Raw genomic sequence first — 16,586 nt, 5'->3', positions numbered from 1 at the left:
ATTATCCAAAAATGATCATGGGGTTATTAGTAATCGGATGGTCGCAAATGGTACAGGGAAAGTTGTAGGCTTTGCTGATATTTTCAGCGGTAAAAACTTCCGTTGGTGTTCCGTATGCGGAAACTTTTCCTGATTTCATCAATAAAATTTTATCTGCATATTGTGCTGCCAGATTCAGATCATGAAGAACCACAATGGCAGAGTTTGCTTTTGTTGTAAAGTTTTTAATGATTTCCAACGCTTTATATTGATGTTTTATATCTAAGTTGTTTAACGGTTCATCCAGAAAAACAAGTTTATGGGCAATATCGTTCTGTAACTGTGCCATGACTCTGGAAAGATGCACTCGTTGTTTTTCACCGCCTGATAAAGTATTGTACTCTCTGTCTTTTAAGTGAAACACATCGGTTTCGTACATCATATTGTTCATGGCTTCATGGTCTTCCTGTCTTGGTTGTGCATCGAAATACGGGTAACGTCCCATCATCACAACATCTTTCACTTCAAGCGGAATATCGTTGCTGTTGTGCTGAGAAAATTTCGCTTTATGTTTCGAAAGTTCTTGCACCTGCCAATCATTGATATGTTTATCTTTAAATAAAATCTGATGTTTAGATTTCACTTCATTCGCCAAAACACTTAACAAACTGGATTTTCCGGCTCCGTTCGGGCCTACAATGGCCAAAAATTCACCATATTCCAAATGAACATCAACAGAATCCAGAATCTTGAATTCTTTATGTTTATAACTTATCTGATGCGCCTTTATCATTACAGTGATTTTTTAAATTTAATTAAAATAGCAATGAAAATAGGACCTCCCATTAATGCAGTCAAAATTCCGATCGGTAATTCTGACGGTTCAACAATGCTTCTGCTGAATGTATCTGCCAACAATAATAAAATGCTTCCGCAAATTGCGGATAAGGGTAAAATAAAGGAATAGTTTGATTTAAATAAAAGTCTTAAAATATAAGGGATAATAAGACCTACAAAGCCAATCGTCCCTGAAAACGCAACACAACTCCCTACCATTAATGCTGTGATAATGATAATCTGTTTTTTTAAACGTTCAACATTAATTCCTAAATGCTGTGCATCTTTTTCACCTAACATCATTGCGTTCAATGCTTTTCCTTTTGGTAATAAAATAATATAGGAAATGACCAAAACCACTGTCAGAATAATATTCTTCGTCCATGTTGCTGCAGCCAGACTTCCTAAATTCCAAAATGTTAAATCTCTCAACTGGTCGTCTTTTGAAATATAGATCAAAAAACCTGTGATGGAAAACCCGATCGCCGTAATGGCAACCCCGGTCAACAGCATCATGACCACATTTGTTTTTCCTCCGCTCGTGGAAATTCTGTACACCAACAGCATCGATAAAAAAGAACCGATGAAAGCGGCAATACCTACCAATGAAAATTGTACGGCTTCAGGAAGATACTGCTTGAAATGCCCTCCTAAAACAATTGCAATGGCGGCAAGTAATGTTGCTCCCGATGTCAATCCTATTAAATCTCCTGTTGCCAGAGGATTTTTAAATAATCCCTGTAATCCTGTCCCCGAAACGGCAAGCATACTGCCGATAAGAATCGCCATGATAATTCTGGCTGCTCTTACGTCCCAAACTACATATTTATCACTTAATGATAAACCCGGATCTCCTTTTATTACTTTCCCCAACACTTCAAACGCAGATTTACCTCCAAAGTCGTAAACCCCTGTATTAAGCGACCATACTGCTATGATGACAAGCAGTATGGCACTTATTGTAATGTAAAAGTATAGTTTACTTTGTGTTTTCAATTAAAAGTTTATTTAATCCTACAGCAGCTTCTCCTAGTCTTGGTCCGAAGCTTGAAATCAAGCCTCCGTCCATAGCAATAATCTTTTTGTTTTTACCGGCGTTTGTCTGAGAAACACCAGGCATTTTTAAAGCACCTTCGTTTCCTCCTGCTCCCTGCAATCCGCTTGTAAAGAAGAATAATACATCAGGATTCGCTTTCACCACCGCTTCCGGAGTCAATGGTTTGAAATCTTCAAAGTCATTTACTGCATTTTCTCCCCCTGCAAGACCGATTAATGCAGCCATTGGAGTATTTTTTCCTGAAACCATCAACATATTTCCTCTTGCGTAGATGAATAGTACTTTTGGCTTTTTAGCAATAGGTTGAACCTGTTTTAAATCAGCATCGATTTTATTATTAAGCTTTTGATAGTCTGTATTTCCGATCGCTTTTGCTACGTCTGCAATTAATTTTTTAGTCCCATCAACTGTAAATTCCTGTTGAAAAACCTCAGTTTTGATTCCTGAAGATTTGATTTTTCCCATCAATTCAGGATTGATGTCTTTATCTGAAGCTAAAATCAATGTTGGAGAAACAGCCATGATCGGCTCAATCGTCATTGATCTCATGTGCCCTAAATCTTTAGCCGTAGCTTTTAAAGATTCCGGATAAGTACTTGTAACGTCTGTTCCTACGATTTCTTTTTCGTGACCTAAAGCAGCTACAATTTCTGTAATTCCGCCATTAAGGGTAACGATTTTATTATTTGATTTTGGAGCTTCAGAAGAAACTTCAGTTGTATTTTCTGTCGGTTTTCCTGCTTCTTTTTTACAAGAGTACACTGCCACAAGCACAGAAGCTGCAAGAATGAATTTTTTCATGATCTACTATTATTTGATTTATTTAAGTATTATAAAGGCTTATATTCGAATTGAGGATATCCTCTTTCCCCTGTCTGGGCATTCGTTAATCTCGTAAATCTGAGTTTAAAATAATATCCGTCAGCATCTTTAATTACATAGAAACGATCGTTATACACTTCTAAACCATTTGCCCCTACAGGATTCCTCCAGTTAGCACCAATTACTCTGTGATCATCATAGATAAATTTAGACTGGTCTATATCTGATGCTTTGAAGTTATTATAAGTTTCAATTCCTGATGCCGGAGCCGTCACTTTTACTTCATAAGCACCTACTCCACCTACATTATTGTTGTTCACAAAATCAGCATATATATAGCTTCCTGCTCCTGTAATAATATTTGTAAATACTGTAAAGCATAAATCCCATTTCTTTTTTTCAGGCTGAATAAATACTTCTTTATTATTTTTCAGACTTAAGAAATTAAAATTATATGCTGTATTTTTAGCCACTGTGATTTCTTTGTGATTGGTAGCATTAAGTTCTGCATATTTTACTTTGTACCCATCTCCTGATCTCACCACCTGAATTTTCATCCATCCTCTTGCATCACCACTGGTAACTACAGAGCCCGCAGCAACAGAACCTGTATAAATATCTTTCCCCATATTAAGAAGATAAATTCCATTTTCTGCATCTGTCAGTTTTATTTCTTCAATAGCCGTATATCCTGAAGGGAAATCTCCTTTCACGTCATCAATATAAATTTCATTGGCAGGATTAAAGTTGGCCACTTGGACATCGTTTTCCAAAGAAGCAACATCTGCTGCTGTCACTGCATCGATATTGGTAGCGTTAGGAATTTTACCTGCTGCCATCATGATCGATGAATTCAAAACTACTTTAAATTCACTTCCGGAGTACAATGCAAGATCCCAATCTGTTCTTTTTGTAAGAACTTCTTTATTTTCACTTAAATCAAACCAAACCTGATTGGGCTGTGTAGCTCCTCCTACTGTAGGATCGATAATAGCTCCTTCAACCGGAGATACTGCAATAGGATCTTCATTGTCATTAATACACGACTGACTGATGAAAGATGTTGCTACTAAAAGACCCAATATTATTTTTTTCATTGTAACTATTTTAGAAATTATAATTTAGACGGGCAAAATAACTTCTGCCATAGAAAAGATTCTGATCAGTTGCTGCTGCACTGTGAGCATTTCCGGATTGTATGGAATTTCTGACTGTACTTACATCAAATATGTTTTTCACTCCCGCACTTATTTCAAAATGATTATTGAAAAACGGCTGAGAAATGGTAAAATTCAACATATTAAAGCTTCCAACTTCACCCAAAATGAAATTAGGCTGTGAAGTAATATTTCCTGTAGACTCCTGTACAAACTGTTTTCTTACTCCTGTGTATTTGTAATACAACGCAAATAACGTTTTTGTTTGAGGGAGTGTATAATTTGCAGATAAGTTGGCTTCTGCATAAAAATTATAATCATCTGGAGAAATAATATCTCCGGCAATAAGTTCTTGAGAAATTCCCATTAATGAAACTCCTGCATTTAAGGTTAAATTATCTTTTCTTGCCGAAACTCCACCTCCGAAAAGCAAGGAATTATATTTATTGATGTTCAGATAAGTATATTTCAACGGACTGTTGCTGATAACTACACTTTCTATTCTGTCTTTAACATCTAGATACATTGCAGAAAGACTTACATCAAATTTCCAAGTATTTTGCGCTGCCGTTTTATAATCCCAGAACAAACCTGCAGAATATCCTGTTTCCGGCTTTAGGTCTTCGTTTCCACGGATATCATGATTGGCGTCTACTGTATAAGTATAAAGTTCATCATAGGTAGGGAATCTGTTTGATGAACCAAATACAGCACGAAGATCAGATTTTTCTGAAGTACTGTATCTTGCCGTTAATGAATAGTTGCTTTGCGAATCGAATCTGTCACTTAGCGCAAGTCGATATCCCGGTCGTAAGGAAACTTTATCTGTAACTTTCCATTCAAATGAAATGAAATTGGCGTAATTGAAAATAGCTCTGTTAATATCAGCTAATTTTATCATACTTTCAATTGTTGAAGAATTGGCAAAACCGCTTGTTCTGTCCAATTCATATCCCAGCTGGAAATTAATTTTTTCACTGTCTAAAAAATTACTAAACATCCCTCTTGAATACAATACTTTAGAATCATAATAAGTATTTTTTGGTGAACGGGATAATTCCTGTCTGTTAGGAACATCATATTGATAATCCTGACTTTGTCTTTTCTGTGTCTGGTAAGATAAGTCTCCAAGGTAATTTATTCTTCCAAGCTTCGTCTGGATATTAAACTGATGAATCCAACGGTTGGTAAAGTAATCTTTATCATTGGCTTTATAAGTTCTGTTTCCTCCTCCTAAAGGAAGCTCTTCAACATTCTGATTGTAGAAATTAATTTCCTCGTTCAGATAATTGATCTTATAAAATAAAGAGGTGTTATTTTTGGCATATCGTATTGCCGCATTAGTCGTGATCTGATCTTTTGGAAGCCACTCATATCCTCTTCCTCCATTCGTCAGCTCACTAAAATATTTGTACCCATTATACTTTCCTTTATACCCTTGAAAATCATTGTGATTCACATCAGCTGTTACAAACCAATTATCATTGATTTTATAGCCTAGGTTTAAAGTCTGAATATGTTTTCCGTTTCCCTTTTTGAACCAGTCATAATCTTTTCCAACTGTTTCTTCCTGAAGAGAGAGATTAGCCGTAACTTTTTTATTATAGCTCTTTTTGGTAATAATATTGATAACTCCGGTCACCGCATTGTTTCCGTATTCAACTCCCATTGCTCCTTTTACAATCTCAATACGCTCAATATTATTAGCATTAATTTTACTAAGATCGGTTTGGTTACCACTTCCACGGTCATTCACAACAGGAATATTATCAATAAGAATTTTGGTATAGGCTCCACTAAGCCCCATAATACTTGCAGTAGAATCTCCGTTTCCTGCATCAGGAGTAATTTGGATATTAAGATTTTGATTTAGAACTTCTGCTGCAGTAGTTACCGCCATATTTTTGATCTGCTGTGCATCAATTACCTCAACTTTATAGATCGATTTGTTAATTGATTGCTGCATATATTGTCCGGTAATGACAACTTCTTCTATTCTTTTCTGATTTAAAGAATCTTTTTCCTGTGCGTTTACCCAGACCAAAGCTGATAACGATACTATTGAAAGCATTTTCTTCTTCATGAAAACAAAAATTTTTGACAAATATAATATTTTATTTAGAATAGTTAAAAATAATTATATACTTTTGTGGAATAATTCTAAATAAAAATAACGTCATGAAATTAAAACTACTTTTAGGAGCTTTAGCTTTTTCTGCTATCAGTATTCATGCTCAAGTAGCAACAATTAATGAAAATTTTGACAATTTTACAAGCGGGAACACTACCTTTCCTCAAAATGGATGGTCGGTACAGTTGGCAACCAATAATCTTCCGTATCCTCCTGCACCTATGATGATTGTGACTTCAGACACCAACAAAGCGGTTCAGTCTTATGCAGGTAACAACGGAACAGATCCGTCTTATTTGATCACCCCTCAAATTGTAACTCCGGCAGGAGATAAAACATTAACTTTTTCTTCGGGATTAGTAAGTACATCTCCGGGAACCTCAACAATTCAGATCGGATTAGCGTCAAATCCAGCGGATATGACTACATTTACAGCAGTTGGGAATCCTATTTCAATTTCTAGTGTAACTTCTCAGAACTATTCTGTAAATATCCCTGCATCTACATCTTCTTATATTGTTTTTAAAGTAACTCCTACGGCAGCTCATACCGCAACATTGCTTGACAATGTAGTATATGATACACCTGCAGTAGGAACCATCAATGAAAACTTTAATGCATTTACTTCAGGTACTTCTGCAATCCCTCAAATGGGTTGGAATAAGGTAATTGCTACAGTGGCATATAATGTATATATAGCAACAAATAACGGAAGCAACGCTATTCAGTTTTATGCGGCCAATACAGCTAATACAACTTCTTATTTGGTTGCTCCGAAAATCACAGCACCAGACGGTACTAAAAAGTTAAGATATACAACGGGTGTATCTACAAGTGCTAACGGAAGCTCTACTCTTGAAGTTGGAATGGTTTCTAGCCCTACAGATATGTCTACTTTTACTTCTTTGGGAGCTCCGATTACCATCACAACATCAAATACAACTCCACAGATCATTACTTTGGATGTTCCTGCTTCTACTAAGCAATATATTGTTTGGAAATTTACAGGAGCAGCCACTCATTCTGCGGTTTATGTAGACGATGTTATCTATGATGTACTTGCTGTTTTGGGAACATCTGAAACAAAATCAAATAATAACAGTTTAAATTTTGCGATCAATGCAGATAATGAATTACAGTTTGTTGGAAAATCAGATGTAAAATCTATAAAAGTTTACTCTGCGTCAGGAAATCTTGTAACTCAGGGTGCTGTTAACAACAACAGATTTAACATTTCTACTTTAGCAACAGGCGTTTATATCTTTGTTTCAGAAGATAACAAAGGTGAGGTTACTAAATCGAAATTCATTAAAAAATAATACTTTCTATTTTTTCTAATAAAAGGCTGCTCACTTTGGTGAACAGCCTTTTAATTTTTTTGCAAACAGGAATGGAAATTAGAATTTTTCATCAAATTCCTTCCCTTTATTTTATCGCTTGAAATTTATAAAATCTTAAATCCTTTATAAACCAAGGTAGAGCTTTCCAGCATTTTTGAAGAATCTCTACGGAAATCCAGCAAATGATCCTGCCCATTGTGACGGTTATGATGTTCTACACTTTCCCACAATTCGACCAAAAAGAAATTGCCTTTGTTGTCTTTATCTTCAATAAGATTATATTGCAGACATCCTTCTTCTTTTCTTGTTTCTTTTACCAGGGCCTGAAACAATTCAACCGCTTCCATCAGATAGTTTTCATTAAACTTGAAAAGCGCAACGATATGTAAATTCATACTTTGTTATTTATTACTGTCAATGTAAAATATTGATTCGTTTTGATTTTTTGTGATATTTCTAATTTAAAAATCAATACCCCTTCAATGATACTATCATTTGACAGCATCAAAGATATTATTTATTTTTAAAATTATTTATAAAAACCATCAATGACAAAGACAATAATACAATATATTAGTTTTAGCATCAATAAAAAGTGCGGTGGAATTTGCTATTGTTATTTAGAAACATTGTAGCTTCTCAACAAAATATCACTTATAAATGCAGGTCTAGCATATTGAAAGTAGTCTAAATATAAAAGATTTGTAAAATAGCCGTATTGATTAGGCTGAGTATATCCCATCATTTCTCTTCCCAGAACCCTGTTCGCTTCCTGGGCATAGCTCCAAACCGCCGTTACAGGAGTCAGCGTCCAGGAAAGAAGAAACAGATCACAAGGTACATTTGGATTTTGTTCGCACTTTCCATTAAATTTTTTAAGTTTATCCAACTGATCATTTTTCATTTTATCTAAATCGGTCACATTAGAATAAACATCAAAGACAGTAAGATGTCCGTTTTGCGGATCGCTTGAATCCCAGTCTCTGTACACCCAATAACCTGCTTTAGGATACTTGATAGCCCAGTTTTTATCAACAACCACTAAAATTTTTCCTTGTCCCGATTTCAGATATTCACCTACAGAAATATCCGCTAATCTTTGATTTTCAGGTTTCGTTTTATATAACCAAAAATCCAGATAATCACTTATACCATCTCGCAGAGCAACGTATTCTTTTCCTGCAGGATCATCAAAGCCGTTAAAATGACTGAATTTTAAAATAACAAGTTCCTGATGTCCTTCACTAAAGAATTTCTGGATATCTTCTAAAACTTCATAAACAAAAGGGCCAATCGTTAAATCCATTCCCAGAACATCCCCATGATAAATATGCAGTTTACTAAACATAGTGCCTCCAATAACGTTATTTGCACTTACTCTTAAATCAAAAAAACGGCACCCTGATTTAAGCTGTTCATATATACTTAAATTTTGACATTTTCCCAATATTCCATTCAGGGTCGCCTCATACATCCCTGAATCGTGTGTAGCCGGAAGTACCATTTTTTTCAGTGGTAAACGGCCAAATTCGGGTAACAGGTTTTTCATAAAATTGGAAGTATCCAGTACACTGCTGTTGGAGTACCATAACTTAAACAGACTTCCTTGATGTACCTGTACTGCAACTTTACCATTGAGAGAAATTCCCATTTGAGGTCTAGTCCCGGAGTCAAAATCAGAAGAAGCGCCCCAGATAATTTCGTTTCCGTTAATCTGACCTACCATTTGATATAAGGTATCAAAAGACTGAGACTTATGTACTTCTACCACCCATCCGTCATTGGTAATCCCCACACTAGGATCAACGCCACTTTGATATTCATGACTGTCGCCCCATTTTATGCTTTTACCGGTAATCTTTCCCACTCTATACCATAGTTTGTCGTAAGATTGAGATTTATGCACTTCTACGACGACTCCATTGTTATTAATACTTACAGAAGGTGTTACACCGTCATCATATTTGTGGCTATCTCCCCAGTCTATCTTTTTACCGTTGATTTGACCAACACGATAATATAAGGTATCATAAGATTGAGATTTATGTACTTCTACAATGACTCCAGCGTCGTTAACTGATACATTAGGCTGTCTTCCACTATCATACTTATCATCATCTCCCCAATCTATTTTATCTCCGTTAATAATACCAACTTTATAATACATACTGTTCGTAAAAGCATTACTGGTCTCATGCACCTCAACAATTATATTGTTGTTATTAATAGCGATTGAGGGATTATAGCCATTACTGTAATTATGGCTGCCTCCCCAATTTACGGTTGCTCCTTTGATTTTTCCGATATGATACCACATATCAGAAGATGCCTCAGAATTATGAACTTCAATAGCGAGCTGGGTATTTGTTCCAACACTGCAACTACGACCTGTATCGTACTTTTCTGCTAATCCAAATTGAATTGTTTTCATGGGTAATATTTATTAGTTTTTTGGTTAAAATCATTGCGCATTATGAATGTAAAGAAAATCATTTAATTGAAAGCCAATAAATAATTTAATCACAAAATACTTACAATGAACAACTTATATGCAAATTACGAAAGATTTTTCAAAGTTGTGAGAAAAAAATACATAGAATACATTTCGGCCTTAGATACAAGACAGAAAAAATGTTTAATCAACTTATAGGAGACTTAGAAAGAATTTCTGGAACTGGAACGTCAACGATACATTGTACTGTATTGTGGGTTTGACAAGATATTAATTTTTTCGATTCATTTATTTTTCCACAATGAACCGAGTTTTATTTAAAAAACAGATTTATAGATTGTGATTGAGCTCATAATAATGACCAGCAAGCCAATTACAACGAACATGCTTTTCACAGGAAGCTTTGAGGTAAGCATGGCAGAAAAAGGAGCGGTTACAATTCCTCCCAGCAAAAGTCCTAAAATGATATTCCAATGCTGAATTCCCAAAGTAAAAAAGAAAGTCACAGCTGCCGTTAATGTTAAAATAAATTTCGCTACAGTAGAACTCCCCACTGCGAATCTGGGAGTGAAAGAATTTTTGATTAAAGTTCCCGTCACTAAAGGTCCCCATCCACCTCCTGCAAAGGAATCGATGAAACCTCCGATTAATCCAAGCCGGGTAAGATTGGTTTTTCTTTTCAGAGATTTGCTCTGTTTTTTCTTGAAAGCATTAGAAAGAATCTGAAATCCAAGATATAAGGTATAAAAAGCAATGATGGTTTTGGTAATTTTAGAGTAATATTCACCTAAATAAGTAAGGCAAAGCGCTCCTATAATTGCTCCGGCAACAGCGGGAATCGCCAGCTTTTTGACCAGGTTTTTACTTACATTCTTTAATTTGACATGACTGATACTTCCGGCCGCCGTTGTAAAACTTTCCGCGGAATGAATACTCGCACTTACAATATGTGGCGGAATATTCAGAAACAGTAATGTGGTTGTGCAAATTACGCCATATCCCATTCCCATCGATCCGGCTACAACTTCAGCTAAAAAGCCCACAAGCATCATCCAGTAAAAGATATAATTGTCTTTCGCCAAAACAACAAATAGCTCATCTAAATATCCTAATTCATACATAGAAAAAAATAGGATAACCAATATCGCAACGGTTACAAAAAATACATTGAGCCTGATCTGAACTTTTCTTGAAATCACCATTTGTGTCTGTGTTTATCAAATTTATTACAAAATCATTACAGCACCTACGGTAGAATTACTCGTTTCGTCAATCAGAATGGCGCTTCCTGTATTATTATTTTCACTAAAACTATCGAAAACCAATGGAGAGGACGTTTTCAGCTTTACTTTAACGACTTCATTAAGTTTAATTCCTGAATAAATAGATGTGTTTTCGAGTGTATTCACATCAATTTTATATTCAATTTCTTTTACAATCGCTTTCAGCAATTTACTTTTATGCTGAATGAAATATTTGTTACCTTCATTCAGCTCTTTTTTATCAAGCCAGCAGATAATAGCTTCCAGTTCATTTTCCACTTTCGGAAGACCGTCAGTTTTTACTAAAAAATCTCCTCTGCTGATGTCAATATCATCTTCAATATGTAAAACGGCTGGTTGATTGGTATATACAGCATCTACTTCCTTTCCTCCCGTTTCAATTTTTGAGATCACCGTTTCGATATTTTGCGGAAGAACCTTTATTTTATCTCCCTTTTTATATGTTCCGGAAATCACTTCTCCGGAATATCCTCTGTAATCGTGGAGCTCCTCAGTCTGAGGACGAATTACATATTGTACCTGAAATCTGCTGTCATCAATATTTTTAGACGTTTTTACCTCTACTGTTTCAAGAAAATCAAGTAATGCAGAACCTGTATACCAAGGAGTTTTTTCAGATTTATCAACAATATTATCACCATAAAATGCTGAAATAGGGAAATACTGCACATTTTCCAATCCTAATTTCTGTGCAACCAACTGATATTGAGCTTTTATATCATTAAAAACATCTTCAGCATAATCCACTAAATCCATTTTATTGATAGCCACCACTACATTTTTCATTTTTAATAAAGAAGCGATGATGGAATGTCTTCTCGTCTGCTCGATAACGCCCTGTCTTGCATCAATTAAAATGACAATCAGATGAGAATTGGAAGCCCCCGTAATCATATTTCGGGTATACTGAATATGTCCCGGAGCATCTGCAATAATGAATTTCCTTTTAGGAGTCGAAAAATACCTGTAAGCAACATCTATGGTAATCCCCTGTTCTCTTTCTGCTCGTAATCCGTCGGTAAGAATCGCCAGATCTATCCCGTTTTCATTTTTATTTTTTGATTGCTTTTCTAAGGCCTCAAGCTGATCAATCAAAATATTCTTACTGTCATATAAAAGTCTCCCGATAAGGGTACTTTTCCCGTCATCTACACTTCCGGCTGTTATAAATCTTAGTATATCCATAAGTTTATTTATTAATGATAACTGATGAATCATCATTGATCAATTATCGCTTATCATTTATATTAAAAATATCCTCCTTTTTTTCGGTCTTCCATCGCTGCCTCAGTCACTTTATCATCAATTCTTGTCTCACCGCGTTCGGAAATTTTAGAGGCTGTAATTTCATTGATGACACTATCTAAAGTTTCAGCATCACTTTCAACCGCCGCTGTGCAGGTCATATCTCCGACAGTTCTGTAGCGTACTTTTTTAGTGATTACCTCATCATTTTCATCAATCTGAATAAAATCGGAAGCGGCAATCAGCTGACCTTCATATTCAATTACTTCACGATCATGAGCAAAATAAATAGAAGGAAGCTGAATATTTTCTTTTCGAATATAGTTCCATACATCAAGTTCCGTCCAGTTGGAGATCGGGAAAACCCTTACATTTTCTCCTTTATTGATCCTTCCGTTGTAGATATTCCACAATTCCGGACGCTGTAGCTTTGGATCCCATTGTCCGAACTCATCACGAACCGAGAAGAAACGTTCTTTAGCTCTGGCTTTCTCCTCATCTCTTCTTGCCCCGCCAATACACGCATCAAACTGAAATTCTTCAATTGTATCTAATAAAGTATGGGTTTGCAGCCAGTTTCTGGAAGCAAATTTCCCTTTAGGCTCAGTTAGATTTTTAGCTTTAATCGTATCTTCAACCTGTCTTACAACCAATTCAGCACCCAGATTTTCTGCCAGATAATCTCTGAATTGCAGCGCTTCAGGAAAATTATGCCCCGTATCGATATGTACCAACGGAAATGGAATTTTCATCGGAGCAAAAGCTTTTTTTGCCAAATGAACCAATGTAATGGAATCTTTCCCTCCGCTGAACAGTAAAGCCGGCTTTTCAAACTGTGCAGCTACTTCTCGCATAATATAAATACTCTCAGCTTCCAGCTGCTCCAGATAATCTAATGTATGTGTACTCATGTTTACTTTTAAAATTTTGAATTAATGGGTATGCAGACCGCATTCCTTATGAGAGCTTTCCCACCACCAACGACCGGCACGAGGATTTTCTCCCGGTTCAATAGCTCTCGTACAAGGTTGACAACCCACGCTGATGAAACCTTTTTTATGCAAAGACAGTTCCTGAACTTTATTTTCTTTCAGATATTCAAGCACTTCCTGATAATCCCAGTGAATCAGCGGATTGTATTTGAATAATTTTCGTTCATCATCCCATTCGATGATCGGCATATTTTCACGGTTTTCCGATTGTTCAGAACGTAAACCTGTAATCCAGACAGTTGCGTTTTCCAATGCCCGGTTTAGAGGTTTTACTTTTCTTATGAAACAACATTCTTTTCTGTTTTCAATGGAATGATAGAAAGCATTTATTCCTTTTTCATTCACGTATTTTTCAACATCGGAACTTTCCGGAAAATAAACTTCCGTTTTTATTTTATACCTTGAATTGTTCTGTGAAAGTAATTCGTAATGCTCATAGAAAAGCCTTCCTGTATCCAGCGTGAACACTTTAATCGGTAACTGATTCTTAAATATTATATCGGTGATCACCTGGTCTTCCTGTCCAAGTGAGGTAGAGAAAACAATTCCTTCCGAGAATTTTGTTGAGATAAATTTCAATCCTTCTTCTGCTGAAAGTTGTTTCAGAGTATCTGCATCTTCTTTTGAAATCATATTTTGTTCATTTGAAGTCATGCAAATATCAGATAAAATAATTATCCTACCAAATAAGTAGACTAATTATTAAAAAAAAAGGATTTAGATCAGTCGATCAAATCCATTAGAGTTTTACTTTCCAAAATACGTAGAGAAACATCCCGAACTTCTATTAAAACATCATGCAGACCGCAGTGATCTTCATTACAATCTTCACATTTTTCATAAAAATTCAGACTTACGCAAGGTAACATGGCAATCGGCCCGTTGACCAGACGAATGATTTTTGCCAGTTTTACGTTTTCAGGATTTTCCTTTAAAAAATATCCTCCTCCTTTTCCCTTTTTACTGTCAAGAATGTCTGCCTTTTTCAATTCCAGTAAAATATTTTCTAAAAACTTCAGGGGAATTTTCTTATGTTCTGCAATTTCAGAAATAAGTACAGGGCCATCATTCCTTTTTTCTACAAGGTATGCAAGCGCCTTAAAAGCATATTGAGATTTTTTTGACAACATTATAGCAAAAATAAGAAAATTGTTTAATTTCTGCAAAACAGTCTATTTCATGAACTCTAAAACTGTAAAAACAACTTTACAGTCCTTCATTTTTTGCAATTTTATCTATTAATCATTAAGTTTGTTCTATGTTCAGTAAACAAGAGGCACAACAATTAAAAAAAGAGTTTTGGACGGCTTTCGGAAAGTCTTTCCCCAGAAAATGGATTTTGTATGACACCAAAATTAAGGATATGTCATTCAAATTTTATGCAGATAATAAAAAAGCGGAAGTTTCCCTGGATATCGAAATGAAAGATGAAGTTTTCCGAGACGCATATTATAATAAAATATGGTCGCTGGAAGATATTCTGAAAGATTTTGTCGGAGATTTTACTAAAGAAGAATTTTATACGCTAGAAAGCGGAAAAGTCATCAGCAGAATCTGGATTGAAAAACACGGCGTTTCTATTTTCAATAAAAATACATGGCAGGAGACTTTTGAATTTTTCGTTGAGAAAATGGACGGTTTTGAACGATTTTATTATGAGTATGAGGATTTTATAAAGGATGTTTAAGTCATGAAAACTTCTGATATACATGATCTTATGTTTAAGAAATCTGAATCAAAAAGTATTCAGAGATTCAGTTTATGAAAAAAAACAAGTAAGAATATATTATCATGGAAATAAAATATTTAGATATACTTTTAAAATACCCGGAACTTGACGGCTGGAAAAACAGAGGGATTTCTGAAGACGAAATATTATTGTTAGAACATTTCTGTAACGAAGAAAGAACTTTTCCAAAAGTACTGAAAGAACTTCTGTTATTGGCAGGGAATTTTTGTTATGCCTTAGATTACGGTATTTACGACAGCCAAATCGAATTGCAGCAAGAAGAGCACAAAGAACTTTCAGACGTTCATGATCTTATCATTTCCAGACCTTTATTTTTTATATGCCTTGCTTCACATGGTCTTCCTGTTTTTATTTTCCTAGATGAAGGTGAAAATCCTTCGTTAAATCAGATGATCAATGATCCAACTGAAGAAAATTATTATCAAAGAACAGGTGGTACACTAAAGACTTTACTTGAGAGCCGAATCAAAAATCACTTTGATGGATATTCTATGTTTTAATATTGCTAAAAGTTGACCTACGAACAGCTAAATTTCATCTAATATTTAAACCCTTGTTTAAATATTTTCGTACTTTAGTCAAACCAAAAAAATTAGCATCAGTTTATTCATCGAACTTTTCAGCTAAAAAAATTCTAAAACCAATTCACAAAATATTTAAATACAATGGAACAAAATCCAATATTTTTTGCCGACGGTGCAGATCCTAAAATGATTGAGGCATACAAAAAAGCTCAGGAAACTTTCAAATATTTCTGGAGGGAACAGTCATGGGAATACAGACGAATTATTCCCGGATTGAATGTCTCATGTGTAAAAGTTGCTTTTTCTCAGGAAGATCCTACTTCTGAAAATCCTATTGTTGAACAGATGTGGATCAATGAAATTGATTTCGATGGCGACAACGTTAAAGGCTACCTCATCAATGAACCCAATGAGCTTACAAATATAGAAGTTGGAGATTTTGTTGAAGTCCCTTTACATGAAATCAGCGACTGGCTTTTTGCTATTACTCCCAATGTGAAGAAACCAAAAGGGCTTTCAAAGTTATTCTCTTCTTCAGAAGAACCTCTTCCTAAAGTTTATGGCGGATTTACCATTCAGAAAATGCGTTCTGATATGTCTCCGGCAGAACGAAAAGATCATGACAATGCTTGGCAACTGGATTTCGGAGATTATAACGATATTGAAATTGTTCACGAACAAAAAGAAAAACCGGAAAACTTCATTGAGCATCCTATGAGCAAAAATATGAAGGAAAAATTTGTGGAATTCTTACAAAATTATCCTGATGAACTGATCAATCTGGATGACAACGGATTATCTCTTATCCACAGAGAAACCATTGCAGGAAATTTAAGTTCTATAGAAATAATCTTAAGCTCGGGAGGTGATAAAAATTTAAAAACCACTAAAGGAAAAACAGCCCTGGATTTCGCAAAACAGCTGAATTGGGAACATTTGATTCCTGTTTTGGAAAATTAATGATACAGAGAAACTTTCGGGTTTCTCTTTTTTTTGCCAAATGACAAATGCAGTACA

Annotated in this window: 16 protein-coding genes; 4 read left to right on the top strand and 12 right to left on the bottom strand. The window is 35.2% G+C overall.

Going from position 1 to position 16,586, the window contains the following annotated elements:
* Window position 1 precedes the first annotated feature (1 nt).
* From JI747_RS00790 to JI747_RS00770, 5 genes are read right to left on the bottom strand one after another with little or no spacing between them, the layout of a single operon-like run.
* Window positions 2-772, bottom strand: a complete 771-nt coding sequence (locus tag JI747_RS00790) for a heme ABC transporter ATP-binding protein (RefSeq protein WP_225685571.1) — start codon at window positions 770-772, stop codon at window positions 2-4.
* Complete coding sequence (locus tag JI747_RS00785) at window positions 772-1,812, bottom strand: FecCD family ABC transporter permease (RefSeq protein ID WP_039366054.1); 1,041 nt, start codon at window positions 1,810-1,812, stop codon at window positions 772-774. Before JI747_RS00785 ends, JI747_RS00790 begins: the two co-directional genes overlap by 1 nt.
* Entirely contained in the window at window positions 1,796-2,674 is an 879-nt protein-coding gene (locus tag JI747_RS00780; protein ID WP_225685569.1) for a heme/hemin ABC transporter substrate-binding protein, read from the bottom strand. The genes JI747_RS00785 and JI747_RS00780 overlap by 17 nt, the downstream gene beginning before the upstream one ends.
* 29 nt (window positions 2,675-2,703) lie before the next feature.
* Window positions 2,704-3,792 carry an HmuY family protein gene (locus JI747_RS00775; protein WP_225685568.1) on the bottom strand — a complete coding sequence of 363 codons (1,089 nt, stop codon included), beginning with the start codon at window positions 3,790-3,792 and terminating at the stop codon, window positions 2,704-2,706.
* 10 nt (window positions 3,793-3,802) lie between these two features.
* Window positions 3,803-5,935: a TonB-dependent receptor plug domain-containing protein gene (locus JI747_RS00770; RefSeq protein WP_225685567.1), complete on the bottom strand. Its 2,133-nt coding sequence runs from the start codon at window positions 5,933-5,935 to the stop codon at window positions 3,803-3,805.
* A 95-nt stretch (window positions 5,936-6,030) separates the two neighbouring features.
* Between JI747_RS00770 and JI747_RS00765 the strand changes: the two genes are divergently transcribed.
* Window positions 6,031-7,302: a T9SS type A sorting domain-containing protein gene (locus JI747_RS00765; protein ID WP_225685566.1), complete on the top strand. Its 1,272-nt coding sequence runs from the start codon at window positions 6,031-6,033 to the stop codon at window positions 7,300-7,302.
* A gap of 125 nt (window positions 7,303-7,427) precedes the next feature.
* Here JI747_RS00765 and JI747_RS00760 read toward each other — a convergent pair whose 3' ends face one another.
* The 7 genes from JI747_RS00760 to JI747_RS00730 all read right to left on the bottom strand — a co-directional run bounded on the left by JI747_RS00760 (window position 7,428) and on the right by JI747_RS00730 (window position 14,425).
* Window positions 7,428-7,718 (bottom strand): putative quinol monooxygenase, encoded by a 291-nt coding sequence (locus tag JI747_RS00760; RefSeq protein ID WP_225685565.1) that lies wholly within the window; start codon window positions 7,716-7,718, stop codon window positions 7,428-7,430.
* 221 nt (window positions 7,719-7,939) lie between these two features.
* Complete coding sequence (locus JI747_RS00755) at window positions 7,940-9,754, bottom strand: phosphatidylinositol-specific phospholipase C domain-containing protein (protein ID WP_225685564.1); 1,815 nt, start codon at window positions 9,752-9,754, stop codon at window positions 7,940-7,942.
* A 338-nt stretch (window positions 9,755-10,092) separates the two neighbouring features.
* Window positions 10,093-10,977: a sulfite exporter TauE/SafE family protein gene (locus JI747_RS00750; protein WP_225685563.1), complete on the bottom strand. Its 885-nt coding sequence runs from the start codon at window positions 10,975-10,977 to the stop codon at window positions 10,093-10,095.
* A gap of 24 nt (window positions 10,978-11,001) precedes the next feature.
* Window positions 11,002-12,243: a sulfate adenylyltransferase subunit 1 gene (locus JI747_RS00745; protein WP_225685562.1), complete on the bottom strand. Its 1,242-nt coding sequence runs from the start codon at window positions 12,241-12,243 to the stop codon at window positions 11,002-11,004.
* Window positions 12,244-12,305: 62 nt separating this feature from the next.
* Complete coding sequence (cysD, locus tag JI747_RS00740) at window positions 12,306-13,214, bottom strand: sulfate adenylyltransferase subunit CysD (RefSeq protein WP_225685560.1); 909 nt, start codon at window positions 13,212-13,214, stop codon at window positions 12,306-12,308.
* A gap of 21 nt (window positions 13,215-13,235) precedes the next feature.
* Window positions 13,236-13,949, bottom strand: a complete 714-nt coding sequence (locus tag JI747_RS00735) for a phosphoadenylyl-sulfate reductase (RefSeq protein ID WP_225685559.1) — start codon at window positions 13,947-13,949, stop codon at window positions 13,236-13,238.
* Window positions 13,950-14,017: 68 nt separating this feature from the next.
* A complete protein-coding gene (locus tag JI747_RS00730) occupies window positions 14,018-14,425 on the bottom strand; it encodes an RrF2 family transcriptional regulator (RefSeq protein ID WP_225685558.1) in 408 nt (135 codons plus the stop codon).
* Window positions 14,426-14,553: 128 nt separating this feature from the next.
* Here JI747_RS00730 and JI747_RS00725 point away from each other — a divergent pair, with 128 nt between their 5' ends.
* The 3 genes from JI747_RS00725 (at window position 14,554) to JI747_RS00715 (ending at window position 16,529) form a co-directional block, all read left to right on the top strand.
* Window positions 14,554-14,982, top strand: coding sequence for a DUF4268 domain-containing protein (locus JI747_RS00725; protein WP_225685557.1), 429 nt, complete (start codon window positions 14,554-14,556; stop codon window positions 14,980-14,982).
* 104 nt (window positions 14,983-15,086) lie between these two features.
* Window positions 15,087-15,545, top strand: a complete 459-nt coding sequence (locus JI747_RS00720; protein WP_225685556.1) for a hypothetical protein — start codon at window positions 15,087-15,089, stop codon at window positions 15,543-15,545.
* A 165-nt stretch (window positions 15,546-15,710) separates the two neighbouring features.
* Window positions 15,711-16,529 (top strand): DUF2314 domain-containing protein, encoded by an 819-nt coding sequence (locus JI747_RS00715; protein ID WP_225685555.1) that lies wholly within the window; start codon window positions 15,711-15,713, stop codon window positions 16,527-16,529.
* Window positions 16,530-16,586: the final 57 nt, after the last annotated feature.

Origin of the sequence: Chryseobacterium tagetis (assembly GCF_016735585.2) — a bacterium.
Taxonomy (GTDB): domain Bacteria; phylum Bacteroidota; class Bacteroidia; order Flavobacteriales; family Weeksellaceae; genus Chryseobacterium; species Chryseobacterium tagetis.
This window is presented reverse-complemented; position numbering and strand designations above follow the sequence as displayed.

Coding starts and splice junctions, on each gene's coding strand:
- JI747_RS00730 (WP_225685558.1), bottom strand. CDS start 14,425: ATGTTGTCAAAAAAATCTCAATATGCTTTTAAGGCGCTTGCATACCTT.
- cysD (WP_225685560.1), bottom strand. CDS start 13,214: ATGAGTACACATACATTAGATTATCTGGAGCAGCTGGAAGCTGAGAGT.
- JI747_RS00720 (WP_225685556.1), top strand. CDS start 15,087: ATGGAAATAAAATATTTAGATATACTTTTAAAATACCCGGAACTTGAC.
- JI747_RS00775 (WP_225685568.1), bottom strand. CDS start 3,792: ATGAAAAAAATAATATTGGGTCTTTTAGTAGCAACATCTTTCATCAGT.
- JI747_RS00765 (WP_225685566.1), top strand. CDS start 6,031: ATGAAATTAAAACTACTTTTAGGAGCTTTAGCTTTTTCTGCTATCAGT.
- JI747_RS00755 (WP_225685564.1), bottom strand. CDS start 9,754: ATGAAAACAATTCAATTTGGATTAGCAGAAAAGTACGATACAGGTCGT.
- JI747_RS00750 (WP_225685563.1), bottom strand. CDS start 10,977: ATGGTGATTTCAAGAAAAGTTCAGATCAGGCTCAATGTATTTTTTGTA.
- JI747_RS00790 (WP_225685571.1), bottom strand. CDS start 772: ATGATAAAGGCGCATCAGATAAGTTATAAACATAAAGAATTCAAGATT.
- JI747_RS00780 (WP_225685569.1), bottom strand. CDS start 2,674: ATGAAAAAATTCATTCTTGCAGCTTCTGTGCTTGTGGCAGTGTACTCT.
- JI747_RS00715 (WP_225685555.1), top strand. CDS start 15,711: ATGGAACAAAATCCAATATTTTTTGCCGACGGTGCAGATCCTAAAATG.
- JI747_RS00770 (WP_225685567.1), bottom strand. CDS start 5,935: ATGAAGAAGAAAATGCTTTCAATAGTATCGTTATCAGCTTTGGTCTGG.
- JI747_RS00745 (WP_225685562.1), bottom strand. CDS start 12,243: ATGGATATACTAAGATTTATAACAGCCGGAAGTGTAGATGACGGGAAA.
- JI747_RS00735 (WP_225685559.1), bottom strand. CDS start 13,949: ATGACTTCAAATGAACAAAATATGATTTCAAAAGAAGATGCAGATACT.
- JI747_RS00725 (WP_225685557.1), top strand. CDS start 14,554: ATGTTCAGTAAACAAGAGGCACAACAATTAAAAAAAGAGTTTTGGACG.
- JI747_RS00760 (WP_225685565.1), bottom strand. CDS start 7,718: ATGAATTTACATATCGTTGCGCTTTTCAAGTTTAATGAAAACTATCTG.